General features: G+C 63.7%; 16 protein-coding genes. 10 read left to right on the top strand and 6 right to left on the bottom strand.

Annotation, left to right across the window (positions count from 1 at the left end):
• Both B4E36_RS21400 and B4E36_RS21405 read left to right on the top strand, forming a co-directional pair.
• Window positions 1–526: ABC transporter ATP-binding protein (locus B4E36_RS21400; protein ID WP_345900803.1), on the top strand; the 526-nt coding region annotated here is incomplete at its 5' end.
• Window positions 516–1,040: a RidA family protein gene (locus B4E36_RS21405; protein WP_230721159.1), complete on the top strand. Its 525-nt coding sequence runs from the start codon at window positions 516–518 to the stop codon at window positions 1,038–1,040. The genes B4E36_RS21400 and B4E36_RS21405, both read left to right, overlap by 11 nt.
• Here the strand turns inward: B4E36_RS21405 and B4E36_RS21410 are convergent.
• The gene (locus tag B4E36_RS21410) at window positions 1,010–1,804 is read right to left on the bottom strand and encodes an IclR family transcriptional regulator (protein WP_292057775.1); all 795 of its coding nucleotides are present in this window, start codon (window positions 1,802–1,804) and stop codon (window positions 1,010–1,012) included. The two genes, B4E36_RS21405 and B4E36_RS21410, sit on opposite strands and share 31 nt — an antisense overlap.
• Window positions 1,805–1,863: 59 nt before the next feature.
• Here B4E36_RS21410 and B4E36_RS21415 point away from each other — a divergent pair, with 59 nt between their 5' ends.
• Window positions 1,864–3,096 (top strand): aminotransferase class V-fold PLP-dependent enzyme, encoded by a 1,233-nt coding sequence (locus tag B4E36_RS21415; protein ID WP_345900804.1) that lies wholly within the window; start codon window positions 1,864–1,866, stop codon window positions 3,094–3,096.
• A gap of 106 nt (window positions 3,097–3,202) precedes the next feature.
• On the top strand, window positions 3,203–5,005 hold the full coding sequence (locus B4E36_RS21420; RefSeq protein WP_292057770.1) for a DEAD/DEAH box helicase: 1,803 nt from the start codon (window positions 3,203–3,205) through the stop codon (window positions 5,003–5,005).
• 145 nt (window positions 5,006–5,150) lie between these two features.
• Here the strand turns inward: B4E36_RS21420 and B4E36_RS21425 are convergent, their stop codons facing one another.
• The 5 genes from B4E36_RS21425 to B4E36_RS21445 all read right to left on the bottom strand — a co-directional run bounded on the left by B4E36_RS21425 (window position 5,151) and on the right by B4E36_RS21445 (window position 10,889).
• The gene (locus tag B4E36_RS21425) at window positions 5,151–6,266 is read right to left on the bottom strand and encodes an HPP family protein (protein WP_292057768.1); all 1,116 of its coding nucleotides are present in this window, start codon (window positions 6,264–6,266) and stop codon (window positions 5,151–5,153) included.
• A gap of 378 nt (window positions 6,267–6,644) precedes the next feature.
• Window positions 6,645–7,604, bottom strand: a complete 960-nt coding sequence (locus tag B4E36_RS21430; protein WP_026173895.1) for a sugar-binding transcriptional regulator — start codon at window positions 7,602–7,604, stop codon at window positions 6,645–6,647.
• Window positions 7,605–7,646: 42 nt separating this feature from the next.
• The gene (locus B4E36_RS21435) at window positions 7,647–9,110 is read right to left on the bottom strand and encodes an FGGY family carbohydrate kinase (RefSeq protein ID WP_292057765.1); all 1,464 of its coding nucleotides are present in this window, start codon (window positions 9,108–9,110) and stop codon (window positions 7,647–7,649) included.
• Window position 9,111: 1 nt separating this feature from the next.
• Window positions 9,112–10,071, bottom strand: a complete 960-nt coding sequence (locus tag B4E36_RS21440) for a transketolase family protein (protein WP_292057763.1) — start codon at window positions 10,069–10,071, stop codon at window positions 9,112–9,114.
• Window positions 10,068–10,889, bottom strand: a complete 822-nt coding sequence (locus B4E36_RS21445; RefSeq protein ID WP_292057761.1) for a transketolase — start codon at window positions 10,887–10,889, stop codon at window positions 10,068–10,070. The genes B4E36_RS21440 and B4E36_RS21445 overlap by 4 nt, the downstream gene beginning before the upstream one ends.
• 238 nt (window positions 10,890–11,127) lie before the next feature.
• On the opposite strand from B4E36_RS21445, the gene B4E36_RS21450 reads away from it, so the two are divergent.
• The 6 genes from B4E36_RS21450 to B4E36_RS21475 form a co-directional block, all read left to right on the top strand.
• Window positions 11,128–12,102 carry an ABC transporter permease gene (locus B4E36_RS21450; RefSeq protein WP_414673806.1) on the top strand — a complete coding sequence of 325 codons (975 nt, stop codon included), beginning with the start codon at window positions 11,128–11,130 and terminating at the stop codon, window positions 12,100–12,102.
• A gap of 87 nt (window positions 12,103–12,189) precedes the next feature.
• Window positions 12,190–13,125: a substrate-binding domain-containing protein gene (locus B4E36_RS21455; RefSeq protein WP_292057756.1), complete on the top strand. Its 936-nt coding sequence runs from the start codon at window positions 12,190–12,192 to the stop codon at window positions 13,123–13,125.
• 37 nt (window positions 13,126–13,162) lie between these two features.
• Window positions 13,163–14,656 carry a sugar ABC transporter ATP-binding protein gene (locus B4E36_RS21460; RefSeq protein ID WP_292057753.1) on the top strand — a complete coding sequence of 498 codons (1,494 nt, stop codon included), beginning with the start codon at window positions 13,163–13,165 and terminating at the stop codon, window positions 14,654–14,656.
• Between the two features lie 19 nt (window positions 14,657–14,675).
• Complete coding sequence (locus B4E36_RS21465) at window positions 14,676–15,461, top strand: SDR family NAD(P)-dependent oxidoreductase (RefSeq protein WP_292057751.1); 786 nt, start codon at window positions 14,676–14,678, stop codon at window positions 15,459–15,461.
• Window positions 15,462–15,553: 92 nt separating this feature from the next.
• Window positions 15,554–16,351, top strand: a complete 798-nt coding sequence (locus B4E36_RS21470) for an SDR family oxidoreductase (RefSeq protein WP_292057750.1) — start codon at window positions 15,554–15,556, stop codon at window positions 16,349–16,351.
• Between the two features lie 319 nt (window positions 16,352–16,670).
• On the top strand, window positions 16,671–18,689 hold a 2,019-nt coding region (locus tag B4E36_RS21475), incomplete at its 3' end, for a hypothetical protein (RefSeq protein ID WP_345900805.1).

An 18,689-nucleotide genomic window follows, 5' to 3' on the forward strand; every position in this document is an offset into this window, starting at 1 on the left:
GCACGAATTCTCCGGCGGCCAGCGTCAGCGCATCGGCATTGCCCGCGCGCTCGCGCTGGAGCCGGAATTCATCGTCGCCGACGAGAGCGTCTCCGCCCTCGATGTGTCGATCCAGGCGCAGGTGCTCAATCTGCTGCTCGATCTGCGCGAACGGCGCAACCTGACCATGCTGTTCATCGCCCACGACTTGTCGGTGGTCGACTATCTCTGCGATCAGGTCGCGGTCATGTATCTGGGCCGGCTGATGGAAATCGGTCCCGCCGCCGATATCCACGAACGTCCGCGCCACCCCTACACGCTGGCGCTGAACTCGGCAATTCCGATGCCGCGGCCTGGCGCTGCGCGCAACCGGGAGGTTCTCAAGGGCGATATCCCCAGTCCGATGTCGCCGCCATCCGGATGCGTCTTTCGGACCCGATGCGCGCATGCCCGCGAGATCTGCGCCTCCGGCATTCCCTCACCCGTGGAGGTTTCCGCGGGACATTACAGTCACTGCAAGAGAATAGAGGCAATTGGTGAAAATTGATAATTTGCGGGAATCGCCCGAGGCGAGGCTCGTCCGATCCGGCCTCGCGCTCCCGGCGGATCCGCCCCGGCCGGTCGGCTCGTTCTGCAACGTACGCCGGTCCGGCAACCTGCTGTTCGTGTCCGGTCAGGGGCCCGTGCTCGCCGATGGCACGCTCATGACCGGAAAGGTCGGCGACACTGTTTCGGCGGAAGAGGCGCGCGAACATGCCGAACTCGTCGCGATCAACATCCTGACCGCCCTGCGCGCGTTTTGCGACGGCTCGCTCGACCGGGTGAGAGGCGTGGTGAAGCTGCTTGGCCTCGTCAACGCGACGCCGGAGTTTTCGCGGCACCCCTATGTCATCGACGGCGCCTCGGATCTGCTCGCCCCCATCTTCGGACAGGCCGGCATTCACTCGCGCTCCGCGTTTGGCGTGGGCTCGCTGCCCAACCAGATCACGGTCGAGATCGAGGCAATCTTCGAAATCGATGCGGACGGCATTCAAGCCGGTACAATGGCGGACGTTCTATGACCCACGGCGCGCTCGACAAGACTTGCGGCCTCGCGCACCTGCACGGAAATGCTGTCGAACTTCTCCTCGAGCCGGTGGCGCGGCATGACCACGGACATGGTGAGCTGGCAGGCGCCGTCCGCGTCGCGGATGGGGGCGGCGATGCAGACCACGCCCTCCTCGGAACTGCCCGACTGCACCGAAAGCCCTTCGAGAAAGTCCTTGCGGCTGCGCTCGGAAAGAGCTTCCGGATCGGTTTCGGCAAGCCCGGTGTTGGAGGGACGGGCGCTTTCGGCGAAGGCGGCGATGCGTTCGGCCGGATCGAGGTGGCCGAGCAGAAGCAGGCCCGAAGCGGTCCAGTTGAGCGGAACGCGGGTGCCGACATCGGAGGTCACGCGAAAGTGGCCCTCGCCCTCGGCCATGCCGATGACGACCATCATGCCGCCGTCGCGGGCGCAGACCTGAACCATCTCGCCGGTTCGCCGGCTGAGCGCGAGCATTTCCTTCTCGGCCTCGACATACATGTTCATGCGCGAGCGGTAGGCAAGGCCGTAATGCATCAGCCGCGGTCCGAACCAGACAAGGCTTTCGGACGTCCGGCTCAACATGCCGCGTTCGACCAGTTCATCGATCAGTCGGTAGATCGTGGAAACCGGCGCGGCGGCGCTCTTGGCAAGTTCGTAGGCGGTCATGGGACGCCTGTAGTCGAGCAGGATATCCATGATCTGCAGCGTCCTGTCGATACCGCTGGTGCGCGAGCGCGGCGCTTTGCTGGTGTCTTGCATTCCAGTTCCGACCTTCCTTGTTTGACGTCTCTTATTTCATAATTATGGAGTATTTTTCAATGGGCAATGACCAACCCTCCACAACGCCGGACTGGCGCTGGCACGACGAAAACGGCTTCCGGCGCGTCGTCAACGTCGCCGGCACGATGACGGGGCTCGGCGCCTCGGTAGCGCCCGCCCCGGAGGTCTCGCGCGAGACGGCCGCCGCCACCGAGCGTTTCGTCGACATGCATGAATTGCAGGCGCTCGCCAGCAGGACGATTACGGAACTGACCGGCGCCGAGGCGGGCTGTCTGACGGCTTCGGCGGGGGCCGGCATATCGCTTGCGGTGGCGGCCTGCATCACCGGCCTCGACCCGGCGCGGGTGGAGGCGCTACCCCTCAATCCCGGCCCGAAGTCGGGGGTCGCGGTGCAGATGGGGCATCTGTGCGAATACGGGTCGTCGATCACGACCGGGGTCGCGCTTGCCGGCGCGAATGTCCGCGTCGCCGGCACGGCGACGCTGTGCAAGGACTTTCAGCTTTCCGCGGTTCTCGACGAGAACACCGCGGCCGCGCTTTACGTGGTGTCGCATCACGTGGTGCATTATGGTCAGATCCCGTTCGAGCGCTTTGCGCGGCTTGCCCATGAAAAGGGCGTGCCGGTGATCGTCGACGCGGCCTCGGAATATGACTTGCGCGGCTTCCTCGAGAAGGGCGCGGACCTGGTCATCTATTCCGGCCACAAGTTCCTCGGCGGCCCGACCTCGGGCATCATCGCCGGCCGGCGCGATCTTGTGCGGGCCTGCTATCTGCAGAATATCGGCATTGGCCGCGGCATGAAAATCGGCAAGGAAAGCATCATGGGCGCGATCGCCGCCATGCGGGCCTGGATGAAACGCGACCACGCGGCGATCCGCGCGCGGGAGACCGCGGCGCTCGAACTCTGGCGCGAGGCGCTCGGCGATCTCCCCGGCATTTCCGCCTATCGCGTCCCCGACCCGACCGGCAATCCGCTGGAACGGCTGCAGGTCGACGTCGATCCGGAGAAGGCCGGCGCGGGCGCTCCCGTGATCACGGCCGCGCTCGGCAGACGCGATCCGGCCATCATCGTGCGCGGCCACGAGGCCGAGCTCGGATACTTCCAGCTCGATCCCTGCAATCTTCTGCCGGGCCACGCCGAACTCGCCGCCGCAGCGCTCAGGGACGAAATCTCGCGCGGCGCGTGGGAGGGGATCGACCCGGAAGAAGCGCTCGCCTCCGCACGCAACGGCGGCACGGAAGGCTACCTGCGCTGGCTTGGCAACGGCTGAGACATGCCTTTATCAGCGATCGCTCCAAGGGGCGCGGAATTCGGCAAACTATTGCTATCCAGAGCGCATACATGATGTTATTCGGCGGCTCACAAAGGTGGTGCCCATGACCCCGAATACCGATACCAACGCCAAATCCCCGTTTGCCGCGATCCATCCGGCCCTTGCCTCCACCATCGCGGCGAAAGGCTACAGCGCGCTGACGCCGGTTCAAATGGCGATGACGAATGAAGATCACGGTGACGCCGATCTCCTGGTCTCGGCGCAGACGGGCTCGGGAAAGACGGTCGCCTTCGGCATCGCCATCGCGTCGACGCTGCTTGGAAACGGCGCGCGGTTCGATGCCGCCGCCGCGCCGCTCGGTCTGGTCATCGCGCCGACGCGCGAACTTGCCATTCAGGTCCAAAAGGAGCTCGAGTGGCTCTATGCGGCGGCCGAGGTCAGGATTGCCACCTGCGTGGGCGGCATGGACATGCGCAATGAACGCCGCGCGCTCGACCGTGGCGCCCATATCGTCGTCGGCACGCCCGGCCGGCTGCGCGATCACATCATGCGGGGCGCGCTGGACCTCGGTGCCATTCGCGCCGTGGTGCTCGACGAAGCCGACGAGATGCTCGATCTCGGTTTCCGCGACGACCTGGAATTCATCCTCGGCGCAGCGCCGCAGGAGCGCCGCACACTCCTGTTTTCGGCGACCGTGCGGCGCGGCATCGCCGAACTGGCCAGGACCGTCCAGAAAAACGCGGTGCGCATCGAGACGACGGCGTCCACCGCGCAGCATGCCGACATCGAATACCAGGTGATGCTGGTGCGGCGCGACGAACGCGAACACGCCATTATCAACACCCTGCTCGATACCGACAGCGCAAGCGCGCTGGTGTTCTGCCACACGCGCGAAGCGGTCCGCCATCTGACGGCGCGGCTTTCAAATCGCGGCTTCGCGGTGGTTTCGCTTTCGGGTGAGATGGCGCAATCGGAGCGGTCGAATGCGCTGCAATCGATGCGCGACGGGCGCGCGCGCGTCTGCGTCGCGACCGATGTCGCGGCGCGCGGCATCGACCTTCCGAACCTGGACCTCGTGGTCCACGCCGACGTGCCGAGCAATCCGGAGACGCTGCTGCATCGCTCCGGCCGGACCGGCCGCGCCGGCCGAAAGGGCATCTGCGTACTGATCGTTCCGGAAAACAGGCGTGGCGCGGTTCGGCGCGTGCTTGCATTGGCGAAGCTGACGGCAACCGTCCGTGCGGCGCCCGGCATCGCCGATATCGAGGCGCGCTACCGCCGACGGATCATCGATGCGGCCGCCTCTGCCGCGCCGCCCAACGGAGCGGAGGTGGAATTCGTGGCCGAATTGCTGGAAAGGGTGGGGCCTGAGCGCATCGCGGCCGCATTTCTGCGCCAGCAACTGGCCGCAAACCCCGTTCCCGAGGAGCTCGTGCCGCTGCCCGTCGAAACGCTCGAGAGCAAGACGCCAGGTCGCGACCGCCGGTCCGCAGACAAACAAGCGTCGGTTCGCGAGCCGCGCGGCCCGGACCTGCAGGACGGCGTATGGTTCACCATCTCGCTCGGGCGCAAGCAGCGCGCCGATCCGAAATTCCTGCTGCCGATGATCTGCAACGCCGGCGGCGTGACCAAGCGCGATGTCGGCAAGATCAAAATCGACGACACCGAAACCCGTTTCGAAATCTCCGCCGACAAGGCCGCCGGTTATGCGAAACAGATCAGGCAGCCAGGCAGTCTCGAAAGAGGGATCATGATCGCGCCGGCCGGTGAGATGCGCGAAAAGCCGAGACAAGCGAAACCGAAATTCAAGCAGGACGGCAAGCCGCCCCGCAAACATCCGGCCCCGTCGACCGACCGCGGCAAGACCGCGAAACACAAGAGCCGCAAACCGAAGCGCCCTGCCTGATCGGAGCTTTTCGGCCCAGCCCCGCCTTCATGGCCGCGTTCGCGAACCATGCGCAACCGACCCAACGTCCGGTTTGATGACCGACATCATCGCGACGCTGTTCGGCGTCGATAGCGTGGCCGGCTACCAAAAGCGGTCCGGGAAACTACGTCTCGCGTACAGCGCTTCGCGCCATCGCGGCGATAAGGTCTGTCCTCGTCACAATGCCGATGATGCGGTTGTTCTCCAGCACCGGAACCGCGTCGACCTCTCCATCGGCCATCATCGGCAGCAGGGCGCTCAACGGGGTCGTTGCCGCCGCGCGCGGACCACGCACCTGCATGATGTCCCGGGCAATTGTCGGCTTGATCTGTTCGCGACCGAGCATGTGCCGGAACGCGGGAATGAAGCTGCGATCGTGCTTCAAGCCCTCTCTCGCAGCCTGGCTGATGAGGTGGATCTGAAAGATCACGCCCACGAATTCCCCGCCCGGTCCGACCACCGGAAGTGACGTGAACCTGTGGCGTTCGAACAGATCCGCAACCTCGAACAGCGTGGTGTCCGGACCGACCGTAATCAGATTGCGCGACATGATGTCGGTGACGGTCATGGCGCCGGTCTGATGGCTGGCTGCCTGCAGCTCCGCCGCTCCGATGAGCCTTGCCAGATCTTCCACGCCCAGGTTCAGGGACTGCCGATACCGTTGCAGGATATCGACCAGCTCGGCCTCGCTCAGACCGAGGCGCTCGGCAGGCGGCTGATCGCTCGTTCCCTGGACATTCTGCTCCTCGAACTGCCGGAATGGATAGCGCCGTCCGGTGGTGCGCGCGTAGATCCAGGCGATGAGGACGAGAAGCGTTGTTCCGGTTGCCACGGGCGTGATGGCGAAACGAAACCCCAGTTCGTGGATGGCATCGGGGCTCATGGCCGCGGTCATGGCGACAGCCCCGGCCGGCGGATGGACGGCGCGGGCGAGGCTCATGAGCGCGATTGCAATGCCCACAGCCAGGGCGATGCGGAGCGACGGCTCCGAAACGGTGAGACACACGGCAACGCCGACAATTGCGGCAAGCGTATTGCCGACGATTGCGGACCATGGCTGGGCCAACGGGCTGTTGGGCACCGCGAAGATCAGAACCGAAGTCGCGCCGAAGGGCGCCACGAGATAGAGCCCGAGCCTGAGATCCACCGTCGGCGCCAGAACGAACAGTCCCACGACGACAAGACCGAGCGTGGCGCCGAGACCCGCCCGGATGGATTCCCGCAGGGAAATGGGCGCCATCGCGGGCCCCATGGCCCGGATCAGACGCCCTGTGATTGTCATTGATTTCGTCATCGCAACCGAGCTTCATTCTACCGCGATCTGGACCAGATCGGTCTGGTCGTGCGATCGTTCTCCTCGTTATGGCGATGCAAACGGGTGTGCAACAGACCATGCCGAGCAAGTATCCCAACCACTGCACCTTCGGCTATGGTTCTGGCGCAAATTCCTTGTAATGACCGACATTTCAAATGAGGCCTGAACTTTTACGCTCAAAACGGGACCCGGGTCGATCGGCTGGAGATTTGAGTCAGCGGCTGAAGCGCAAAATCGAACGAAACAAGTTGAAAGCCGCGCCCTCGGTTCATCTACACCCATATCAGCGGCAGAAACGGCCGCTCAAGCTTGCGCTTCGAGCAGGCGTTCGGCGGTGAACCTGTCGGTAATCAGAAGGTCGATGACGCCGGTTCTGAGCGCGCCGCGAATGGCCTCCGTCTTGGAGCGGCCGCCGGCGAGCGCGATGACGCGGTCGACCTTGGACAGTTCCTCGAGCGTCATGCCGATCACGCGATCGTGCAGCGGCGTCTTGACGAAACCGCCTTCGGCATTGAAGAAGCGCAGGCTGATATCGCCGACGCCGCCGGCTTCGGCGACTTCGGCAAGCTCGCGCGAGGAGAACACGTTGCCGCTGCGCGCCAGCATGCCGGACGGCTCCATGGCGCCGATGCCGACGATCGCCAGCGTGATCCTGGAGAACAGCTCCATGGTCTGGCGCACATAGGTATCGCCGAGCAGCACCAGCTTGGCCTCCCGCGATTGCGCCACGCCCGGCGCGCTCAGAAGATGCGCCTCGGCGCCCGTCAGCCGCGCCAGCCGCGTGGTGAGCTGGTTGGCATGGATCTGCACCGTCGGATCGCCCATGCCGCCGAGCGTCTGCACCACGTAGCGGGCCTTGCCGGATTTCATCGGGTGAATATTGTCCACCATTCGCAGAATGGTTTCCGACCAGCTCGAAACCCCGATGATTTCGCCGGCCTGCAGCGTCGCTTCGAGAAAATGTGCCGCCGCCTCGCCGATCCGCGCCATGATCGCGCCATCGCGATCCTCCGAACACTCGACCACGATCGCCTCGGACAGGCCGAACCGGCTCCTGAGGCCGGATTCGAGTTCGGCATAGGTGCCGGAGGGGGCAACCACCGTGGTGCGGACGATCTCTTCTTCCTGCGCGCGCTTCAGCATGCGCGACACCGTCGCCTGCGAAATCCTGAGATGCTTGGCGATTTCCGACTGACGCTGTCCCTCGATATGATACATCTGCGCCACGCGGGCGATCATCCGTAATTCGTTGAGGCGGGACATGGTCTCTGCTAGCTCGTCGTGGCTTGTGTGAATATTTATTCTCTACACGGCGAATGTGGTCCGGGCAATCGCTTTTGTCCATTCTCCAATAGAACGATCGCGCCTGTCGGCCGGCATGGAAGGCGCAATTTCAGGCTCGCGCCGGGCAAGAGCCGAAAGCGCCTCCAGATCGGGCCAGAAGCCGACGGCGAGCCCTGCAAGATGCGCCGCGCCGATCGCCGACGCCTCGGCATTGCGGCACGGCGTGACCGGGCGATCGAGATAATCCGCGACGAGCTGCATCAGAAAACGGTTGCGGCTCGGCCCGCCATCGACGGAGATCCGCCCGACATGGCCGGCGGCTTTGGCCATGATCGCATAGACGTCGCGCACCTGGAAGGCAAGGCTTTCGGCCGCCGCCCGGGCGATATGCGCCGGCCTGGTGGAAAATGACAGGCCGCAGACGAGACCGCGCGCATCGGCATCCCAGTGCGGCGAGCCGAGCCCGACATGGGCGGGCACCAGCGCGACGCCGCCGGTATCCTCGACGGTTTCGGCAAGCGCAAGCAACGCCTCGACGCTTTCGAGGCCGAGCAACTCCGCCGTCCACGGAAAGATCGAGGCGCTGACCAGAATGTTGCCCTCGAAGGCGAAGGTCGGGCGACCGGCGATCGACCAGGCGATCGTGGTGGTGATCCCGTCCGGCGGCACGATGTAGTCGGCAAGCGTCGTCATCACAGATGAGCCGGTCCCGAATGTCATCTTGCCGTCGCCGGTGGCAAAGGCGGCATGGCTGAACAGCGCCGCATGGCTGTCGCCGATGGCCGACGCTATGGGAAGGCCATCGGGAAGGACGCCGGCGTCTTTTGTGGCGGCAAAGATATGAGCACTGTCGAACACGGAAGGCAGCATCGCGGGATCGACGCCGAAGAGCCTGCAGAGATCATCGTCCCAGCAACCTGCGGCGAGGTTGAAAAGCTGGGTGCGTGCGGCATTCGATCGGTCGGTGGCATGGACACTGCCGCCGGAGAGCCTCCAGATCAGCCAGCTATCGACCGTGCCGATGCAGATGTCGCTTGCCGCGCGTCCGTGATTGTCGAGCAGCCAGGCGACCTTGGTTGCGGGAAACATCGGGTCAAGCGGCAGGCCGGTGCGGGCGATGACATCGGCCTCGTGGCCGGCCTCGCGCAGGGCCCTGCAGGCGTCGGCCGTACGGCGGCACTGCCAGCTGATGACAGAACCAAGAGGGCGGCCGGTATTGCGGTCCCAGATCAGGATCGATTCACGCTGATTGGAAATGCCGAGCGCGACGATTTCGGTCTCCGGCGCCTTCTTGAGGCATTCGGCAATCGCGGTGGCGGTTGCCTGCCAGATAGCCTCGGCATCCTGCTCGACCCAGCCGGATTTCGGATGGCTGATGGGCACGGGGGCCGAGGCGCTGGCGATGATGTCGCCGGCATGGGAGACCAGCACCGCCTTGGAATTGGTGGTGCCCTCGTCGATCGCCAGGATCGCCTTGCCCGTCATGTCATCCCTTCCGTGCGATCAGCGCTTCGGCGCTTTCGGCGATCGCCTCGGGCGCCATGCCGAAATCGTCCAGCAGCGTGTTGGCCGAACCGGTATGGGCGAAAACGCCCGGTACGCCAAGCCGTTTCATCGGCACGGGCGCGGCGTCGACCACCACTTCGGCAACCGCGCTGCCCAGCCCGCCGAAGATCGTATGCTCCTCGCAGGTCAGGATCGCGCCGGTCTCACGGGCCGCGGCGATGATCGCATCCTCGTCGATCGGCCTGACACTTGCCATGTTGAGCACGCGGGCGGCAATGCCGCGCTGTTCAAGAATGGCGGCGGCCAGCACCGCCCGGTGGGTCAGAACCCCGTTGGCAATGATGGTGAGGGCGTCGCCGTCACGCAGCATATCGGCCTTGCCGAGTCTGAACTGATGGCCTTCCGGAAGCAGGTCCGGCACGCCGACGCGGCTGAGCCGCAGGAAGCAGCCGCCCTGGTGTTCAGCAGCCCAGCGAATGGTGGCGGCAGTCTCGATGCGGTCGGCGGGGGCAATCACCGGCACATTGGGCAATGCGCGGATCCAGGCGAAATCCTCGATCGAATGATGGGTCGGGCCGAGTTCGCCATAGGCCATGCCGGAGGAGATGCCGACAAGCTTCACATTGGTCTCGGAATAGGCGACATCGGCCTTGATCTGCTCCAGCGCGCGCCCGGTCAGGAACGGGGCTGCGGCGCAGACGAACGGGATCTTGCCGCCATTGGCGAGACCCGCGCCGACGCCGACCATGTTCTGCTCGGCAATGCCGACATTGATCAGCCGCTCGGGAAATTTCTCGCCGAAGCCGCCGAGCTTGGAGGAGCCGACGGAATCATTGCAGACGGCAACGATGTTGCTGTCCTGCGCCGCCAAATGCTCCAGCGTCTCGGTGAAGGCGTTGCGGCAGTCGTGCAGTTTCGCGGTTTCGAACGGCATGTTCATCGGATGGCCTCCTCGAGTTCGGCCATGGCCTGGCGGTATTGTTCTTCATTCGGCACCTTGTGGTGCCAGGCGACATTGTCCGACATGAAGGAGATACCGTGGCCCTTGTTGGTGTGGGCGACAATGCATTTCGGTCTGCCGGGGGTGATGGCATCGGCAGAAAGCGCGCGGCAGATCGCCTCCATGTCATGGCCATCGATCTCTTCAACAGCCCAGCCGAAGGCTTCGAGCTTCGGCGCGAGCGGCGCGATATTGTTGGTGTCAGCCAGCCGCGCGCCCTGCTGCAGGCGGTTGTGGTCGATGATCAGTGTCAGGTTGTCGAGGCCGAAATGGGCGCCGGCCATGATCGCCTCCCAGTTGGAGCCCTCCTGCATTTCGCCGTCGCCGGTAATGACGAAGGTGCGCCAGCCGGCCTTGTCTAGCTTTGCCGCCTTCGCCATGCCGACGGCGACCGGAAGACCATGGCCGAGCGGCCCGGTATTGGTTTCGACGCCTGGAACCTTGACCCGGTTGGGGTGCCCGTTGAGCCGCGAGCGGTGCTTCAGGAAGGTTGAAATCTCGTCCTTCGCGATGAAGCCCTTTTCAGAGAGCACAATGTAGAGCGCGAGCGCCGTATGGCCCTTCGAGAGAACCAGCCGGTCGCGCGCGGGATCGAGCGGGGCCGCGGGATCAACCTTCATTGTGTGGAAGTAGAGCGCGGTCAGAATATCGGTGACGGACATTTCGCCGCCGACATGGCCGGCGCCAGCTTCGTAGACGGCCGTAACATCGCGGCGTCGGATGCGATTGGCGATAACGCGCAGTTCCTGGGGGTCCATATGTCACCTATGCATAATTATTCTTATACCATTAAACATGCGTAATCGGTCTTTGTCAAGATGGACTGGGGCCGCAAACCCATGGCAGTCAGTCCAGCCTCGCGGATATAATAAGGGAAGGAAAGGCTTCGTGAAGGAGATTTGTAATCCAGCCGCTGCTTGACAGGCCTAAATGCATCCGTTATGGATTTTCCATCAAGTGTGAATACATATGCGCATGGAGGAGGAAAACATGGCGATGACACAGGAGTCTCCTGCGCAGAAGCCGCGCCTTTCGGAGGTGGTATCGCTGTCGGGCGCGACCGGGCCGCTGATCGGTCTGGTGCTGCTGTGCATCTTCCTGACCTTCGCGACCGACTCGTTTCTGTCCTTCCGCAATTTCCTGAACATTCTCGACCAGATCACCGTGCTCGGCATCATGGCCGTGGGCATGACCTTCGTCATCCTGATCGGCGGCATCGATCTCTCCGTCGGTTCCGTGCTGGCGCTGGCGATGATGGTGCTCGGCTACCTCAATGTCGAAGCCGGCATGCCGATGATCGTCGCCATCGCGGGCGCGCTCGCCGCCGCCGCGGTCTGCGGCATCGTGTCGGGGCTGATGATCACCGAATTCAAGGTGCCCGCCTTCATTGCCACGCTGGCGATGATGTCGGTCGCGCGCGGGCTCGCCAACATGATCACCAACGGCTCGCAGATCATCGGCTTCGCGCCCTGGTTCAACATGAGCGCGATCATCCGCTATGGCGGGTTCCTGACCATGACGGTCGCCGTCATGCTGGTGGTATTCGCGGTCGCGATCCTGTTCCTGCGCTATCGCCAGGGCGGCCGCACGCTCTATGCGATCGGGGGCAATGCTGAAGTCGCGCGCCTTGCCGGCATCAATGTCCGCAGAACCACGATCCTGGTCTATACGAGCTGCGCGGCTCTGGCGGGCCTTGCCGGCGTGCTTCTGGCCGCAAGGCTCGATTCCGTGCAGCCAAGCTCCGGCGTTTCCTACGAGCTCGATGCGATCGCGGCCGTGGTCATCGGCGGCACCAGCCTTTCGGGCGGATCGGGCGGCGTCGTCGGCACGATCATCGGGGTGCTGATCATCGGCGTGTTGCGCAACGGCCTCAACCTTCTGTCGGTCTCGCCGTTCCTGCAGGCCGTCATCATCGGCGCGGTCATCGTGCTGGCCGTCGCCGCCGAAACCTTCAAGCACAGGAGCAGGTAGATTTCGGCCGGCTCAGGCCGGCCAGACAATGGGCCCGGAACCGGGCTTGAACAGGGTTGAAAACCCAAACACCAGGAGGAGAATATCGTGAAAACCTACAAGAAAATCATCGCGGCTGCGCTCGCATCCGCAGCACTGGCCGGACCGGCGCTCGCCGACGACGTCAACAAGATCGGCCTCGCCGTGCCGAACCTGCAGGCCGACTTCTTCAACCAGATCAAGCTCGGCGTTGAAAACTACGGCAAGGAAAAAGGTATCGAGGTCATCGTGGTCGATGCCAAGAACGATACCGCGACCCAGGTCAGCCAGGTTCAGGACCTGATGACCCAGGGCATCGACGCCTTCATCTACATCCCCGCGGGCGCGGCAGCGGCCGCCGTCCCGACCCGCCTTGCCCGCGCTGAAGGCATTCCGGTGATCAATGTCGACCGCACGCCCGAAGGCGCGCCGGGCGATACCTTCATCGCCGGCGAAAGCGTCGAATCCGCCTATCAGGTCTGCAAGCACATCATCGATCTCGCCGGCGGCGAAGGCAAGATGGCAATGATCCACGGCCAGAAGGGCACGACGCCGGAAGTCGACCGCACCAAGGGCTGCATGCGCGCGATCGAGGAAAATCCGAACGTCGAGCTCGTCACCGAACAGTGGAGCCAGATGTGGTCGCCCGACGAAGGCTTCTCCATCGCCCAGAACATGCTGCAGGCGCATCCGGACCTGAAGCTGATCTTCGGTCAGGCAGACGGCCTCGCCATGGGCGCTGCCAAGGCTGTGGACGTTGCAGGCCTCTCCGACCAGGTCATCATCGGCGGCTATGACGGCGACGTCGCGGCGCTCGAATACCTCGCCAAGTGCGAAGGACCGTTCGTGGCGACCGCCACCCAGAGCACCCAGATGATGGGCCGTCTTGCCGTCGATTCCGCGATCAAGGTTGCCGCCGGAGAGAGCGTGCCGGAGCGTCAGACGCCGAATGCGGTTCTGACCACCTGCGAGAATGCGCCGCAGTTCGTCGAGAACCATCCCTAATCCTGCGGACGACGCGACATAGATAAAGGGCGGCGCCATGACGGAAAACGGCAAATCTCCAATCCTGTCCCTGAGGGGCATTCGCAAGTCCTATGGACCTGTCGAGGTGCTGCACGGGATCGATCTGGATATCCATGCCGGCGAAGTCGTGGCGCTGCTCGGCGAAAACGGCGCCGGTAAATCCACCGTTTCAAACGTCATCTCCGGAACGGTCCTCCCCTCGTCCGGCGCGATGACCTGGCAGGGCGCGGCCTACGCGCCCGCCAACCCGCGCGAGGCGATCGACGCCGGCGTCGGCATGATCCATCAGGAACTGCTGCTGCTGCCGCATCTGACGATCGCGGAAAACATTTTTGTCGGCCGCTATCCGATGAGGAACGGACGTGTCGATCGCACCGAGATGAACCGGCGCGCCGAGCACGGGTTGGAACGGCTTGGCCTCAACATTTCGCCGCGCCGAAAGGTCGAAAACCTGTCCACGGCAAGCCAGCAGCTCATCGAGATCGCCAAGGCGCTGACGCTCAACGCCAAGCTCCTCATCCTCGACGAGCCGACCGCGGCCCTTGGCGGCGAGGAAACCCGGCTCCTGTTCAAGCAGATCGAGCGACTGAAGGCCGAGGGCGTCGGCATCATCTACATTTCCCACCGGCTGGAAGAGATCAGGCAGATCGCCGACCGCATCGTGGTCATGCGCGATGGCGACAAGGTTCAGGAATTCGATACTGCCGACCTGCCGGTGCGCACCATTGTCGAAGCGATGGTCGGCCGCAGCATGGAACAGATGTTTCCGCCGCTGCACCAGCCGAGCGAGGAGACCGTGCTGGAAGTCAAGGGCCTTTCGGGGCCGAGCGGGCGGTTCAACGATGTGAGCTTCTCGGTCCGGCGCGGCGAAATCTTCGGCATAGCCGGGCTCGTCGGCGCGGGACGCACCGAACTGGTGCGCGCCATTGCCGGCGCCGACCCGATCGCCGCCGGCACGATCACGCTGAACGGCGAGGACATCACCCCCGCCTCGCCGGCAGAGGCGATCGCCAACGGCATCGTGCTTGTGCCCGAGGACCGCAAACTGCAGGGCGTGATCCTCGATCATACGATCGCCGAGAATATCGCTTATTCGAATTTCGAGACGGTCGGCCGCGGCGGCTGGCTGAGCAGGAACCGTATCCGCGCCTTCGCCGACGACAATATCGCGAAGTTTGGGGTCAAGGGCAAAGGCCACCAGAAGGCGGGCGAGATGTCTGGCGGCAACCAGCAGAAGGTGGTGATCGCCAAATGGCTCGCCCGCAATCCGCGCGTGGTGCTGCTCGACGAGCCGACCCGGGGCATCGATGTCGGCGCGCGATCCTCGATCTATGAAATCATTCACGATCTTGCCGAAAACGGCGTCGCCGTGATTGTCGTCAGTTCCGACCTCGAGGAGGTGCTCGGCGTCTCCAACCGCATCCTCGTGATGGCGGCCGGACGGCAGACAGGTATTCTCGACCACAGCGAGGCCAATGACGTCTCGGTGATGGAACTGGCTACGGCCTGACACATACAGGGAGTTCACCATGAACCGCTTCAAGGGCAAGACCGTTGTCGTTACCGGCGGCAACAAGGGGATCGGGCTTGCGATCGCCACCCGGTTTGCGCAGGAGGGCGCCAATCTCCTGATCGCCTCCGTCGAGGCCGAGGTCGAACAGGCGGCGCAGTCGCTTACTGAAGCGACCGGCGCAAAGGCGATCGGTGTCATCTGCGACGTGACCGACCCGGAAGCCGTCAAGGCGCTTTATGACCGCGCCGAAAAAGCCTTCGGCGGCGTGGATATCTCCGTGCAGAACGCCGGCATCATCACCATCGCCAAGGTCGAGGACCTGACGGTTGCCGAGTGGGATGCCACGATGGCGGTCAACACCAAAGGCGCATTCCTGTGCTGCCAGCAGGCGATCCGCCATATGCGCGCTTCGGGCAAGGGCGGGCGACTGATCAATATCGCCTCCGGCCAGGCGCGCGACGGCTTCATCTACACCCCGCATTATGCCGCCTCGAAATTCGGCGTGATGGGCATGACCCAGAGCCTTGCCAAGGAAGTCGCGCTCGACAACATTACCGTCAACGCCATCTGCCCCGGCATCATCAAGACCGATATGTGGGATTATAACGACCGCGTCTGGGGCAAGATGCTCGGCGATTTCGGCCCCGGCGAACTGATGGCGAGCTGGGTGGAGAACATCCCGATGAAGCGCGCCGGCGAAGGCAAGGATGTCGCCGGCCTGATCGCCTTTCTCGCCAGCGAAGACGCCGAATACATCACCGGCCAGACCATCAATGTCGATGGCGGCCTGATCATGTCATAACGCGTCCGGAAGAAGCTTCCCGACGCCAGATCAAGAGAGCCGGCTTTCAACGGGCGCATCCGTTACCGCCGGACGAGAAGAAGGTCACCATCATGAATGATGCCGCAATCAGTTTGAACGCTCCGGCCCTGTTCGATCTTTCGGGCCGGGTGGCTCTGGTCACGGGTGCGGGCAGCGGCATCGGCCAGCGCATCGCCATGGGGCTTGCCCAGTGCGGCGCCGACGTCGCGCTCGTCGACCGGCGCACCGATGACGGGCTTGCGAACACCGCCGCCTTCATCGCGAAGACCGGACGCCGGTCCTTGCAGATCGCGGCCGATGTGACCTCGGAAGCGGCCCTTGCGGACGCCGTTGCGAAAACCGAAGCCGAACTCGGACCGCTGCGTCTGGCGCTGAATGCCGCGGGCATCGCCAATGCCAACCCTTGCGAGGAAATGCCCGAGGATCAGTATCAGACGCTGATGGACATCAACATGAAGGGCGTATGGCTGTCGTGCCGGGCAGAAGCGCGCGCCATGCTTTCCCATGGCAAGGGCGGATCGATCGTGAATATCGCCTCGATGTCCGGCGTGATCGTCAATCGCGGCCTCAATCAGGTCCATTACAACGCGTCCAAGGCCGGCGTGATCCACATGTCGAAATCGATGGCGATGGAATGGGTCGATCGCGGCATTCGCGTCAATTCGATCAGCCCCGGCTATACCGCCACGCCGATGAACACCCGGCCGGAAATGGTGCACCAGACCAGGGAATTCGAGAGCCAGACGCCGATGCAGCGCATGGCAAGCGTCGACGAAATGGTCGGCCCCGCCGTCTTCCTACTGTCCGACGCATCCTCCTACTGCACCGGCGTGGACCTGCTGGTGGATGGCGGCTTCTGCTGCTGGTAAACCTTGAGCCTCAGACCGGCGACCGCCGGCTCAAGATGTCGCTGTAATTCGGCATAGTCGTTCGACGATGCCGAACTGCTCTATACGTCTTTGAAAGATCAAAAGCACGTGGGGTGCCGGCACCGTCCCTAATGACAGGCTGATTCTTTTGCAGAAAAGCAACCTTGATTGACACAGGCGAACACAATCGTCGACAAACGCCATATTGCGGCGACAAACTCGCAATGCATTGAAGGTCATTGCAACGGCATGGCCCCGATTGTGAGCGCCGCCCGGCGCTGGCTTCGCAATTGAAAGCAAGGTGGATATGGACGGCGAGATGGCGAATGTGGCTCACATCGACCTGCTCGCAGAGCGGGTGAGCGCCAGCGCCCGCAAGTTCATCGTCATCACCGCCGTCGCCGGCATGGGCAAGAGCCTGCTTCTGAGGAAACTCTCAAAGGCCTTTGATGTCCCCGTGTGTACGACCCCGGAAGCGGATGGAACGGCGACCGGGCGGGCATTCCTGTGGGATATCCCTTCCCGGGCTGAAACCATCGCCTTCGATGAAGCAATCTTCGAACGCTTCGAACGGGTCGTCATCGCCCGCCGACCCGAAACGGATGTGCCGGGGATCGAGCGCTTGATCGTCCATGGCGAAGCCCTTTTTCTCGACGATCATGATCTGCTGCTGCCGGAACGCGATCCGGCGCGGCGCTATCAATGCGGCTGGCCGGTTCTTCATGGCGTCGATCTTGAAGACCCCGCAAGACGGCATCAGTTCAAAGCCTATATCGGTTTTGAAATCCTGCGCCCGCTGACAGCCATGCAACTCGCCACCCTCTGGCGGATGTTCAACGGCCACGCGATTGCTGGGAGCGCCGCCGAGCTGCCATTTCTGCCTTTCGTCGAGAGGACGGCCGAGGGCATCCTCTCGGCCTGCGCCAGCGGCGAACTGCGCGGGATCGTGCGCGAGGCGGCCAATGAGGAGATCGGGCGGCGCATGGAACGCTTCGAGGCGGCGACGCCGCTTGCCCGCGCGCTGCATCAGTCCGGCCACACTGAAAAGGCAATATCCGCGCTTCAGTCCGCCGGGATGGAGGAACCGGCCGTCCGCCTTTTCGCCGAAGCGGGCGGGGTTTTTTATATCCATATCGATGGCCCCGACGCCTATGCCCGCGTGCTTTCGGGCTTCAGTCCGGAAATTTCGGCCGATAACGAGACCGTCGTGATCGCAAATGCCATGCGCGCACTCAAGTTCGGTGAGACGGGACGGGCGAAGAAGCTGATCGCGGACCGTTTCGGCCGGCAGAGCCTCGATCCGATGGCCGTCTTTGCGAGCGTTGCGCCCTACTCCCTGTCGTTCAAAGGCTTTCGGCTGGTGATGATGATCTATGAGGATATCGTCATCACCGACGCCATGTTCGAGCGGCTCTATGACTATCTCGACGAGTTGCCGCTGGAAGCGGCGCTGCTGCGCGGGTCATTCTATAATGCCGTGCTTGAATTCTATATCCGCCAGCGCCGCTTCAACGAGGCCGAAATGGCCGCCGCACAGGCGTTTTCGAGCTATCGCGCGGCCGGCGTCCCGCTGCTTGTCTTCTATATCTGCGTCCATCAGGCGGTGATCCGGTTGCTTTCGGGCGACGCCACCGGCGCCGGCAGCCGCATCGCCGAAGCCCGGAGGCACATGGCGGAGGTCGGCTTCGAAAGCCCTGCCGACGCGCGGATCCTGCGGCTGATCGAAGCCTGCCACGCCTATGAGGATGGCCGCCCGCAGGTGCTGATCGCCTTCATCAACCATGAATTCGATACGTTTTCACAGGCCGAAACCTGGCCAAGCCTCGTCGAATTCGCGCTCCACTACGGCAGCCAGGCGCTCAGTGAACATTTCTCGACGCTCTCGGCGCTCGGTTTTCTGGATCGCTGGCGCCTCCACCAGACGCATGACCGCCAGCTTCGGTTCATGATCGAAATCCGCGCCGCGCTGGTGATGCAGAACGGCAACCGCTGGAACGATGCCGCCGCGACCCTTTCCGCCATGCAGATGCGGATCAACCGTACCTGGGTCGAGGCAGCACTTGACGATCTCGCCCGGCTTTCGATGCACGATGAAATCGAGGTGGCCTTCGCCTGGCTCCGGCAGATCGTCCATGAGCGACCAGACCGCGCCTATCTGGACCGCCAGATCAGCGCCATGATTGCCAATGAAAGGGTGACCGGCCGCCAGCGGCGTGCGCTGCAGATATGGCTGGCCTTCGTGCTGAAACGGACCGGCCGGGCGACGGAAGCCCGCGCGGTGCTGCAGCGCATGTTCGATGATGCCGCCCGCACCGGCACGATCGCGCCACTTCAGGAG

Source organism: Martelella sp. UBA3392 (assembly GCF_002358775.1).
Taxonomy (GTDB): Bacteria; Pseudomonadota; Alphaproteobacteria; order Rhizobiales; family Rhizobiaceae; genus Martelella; species Martelella mediterranea.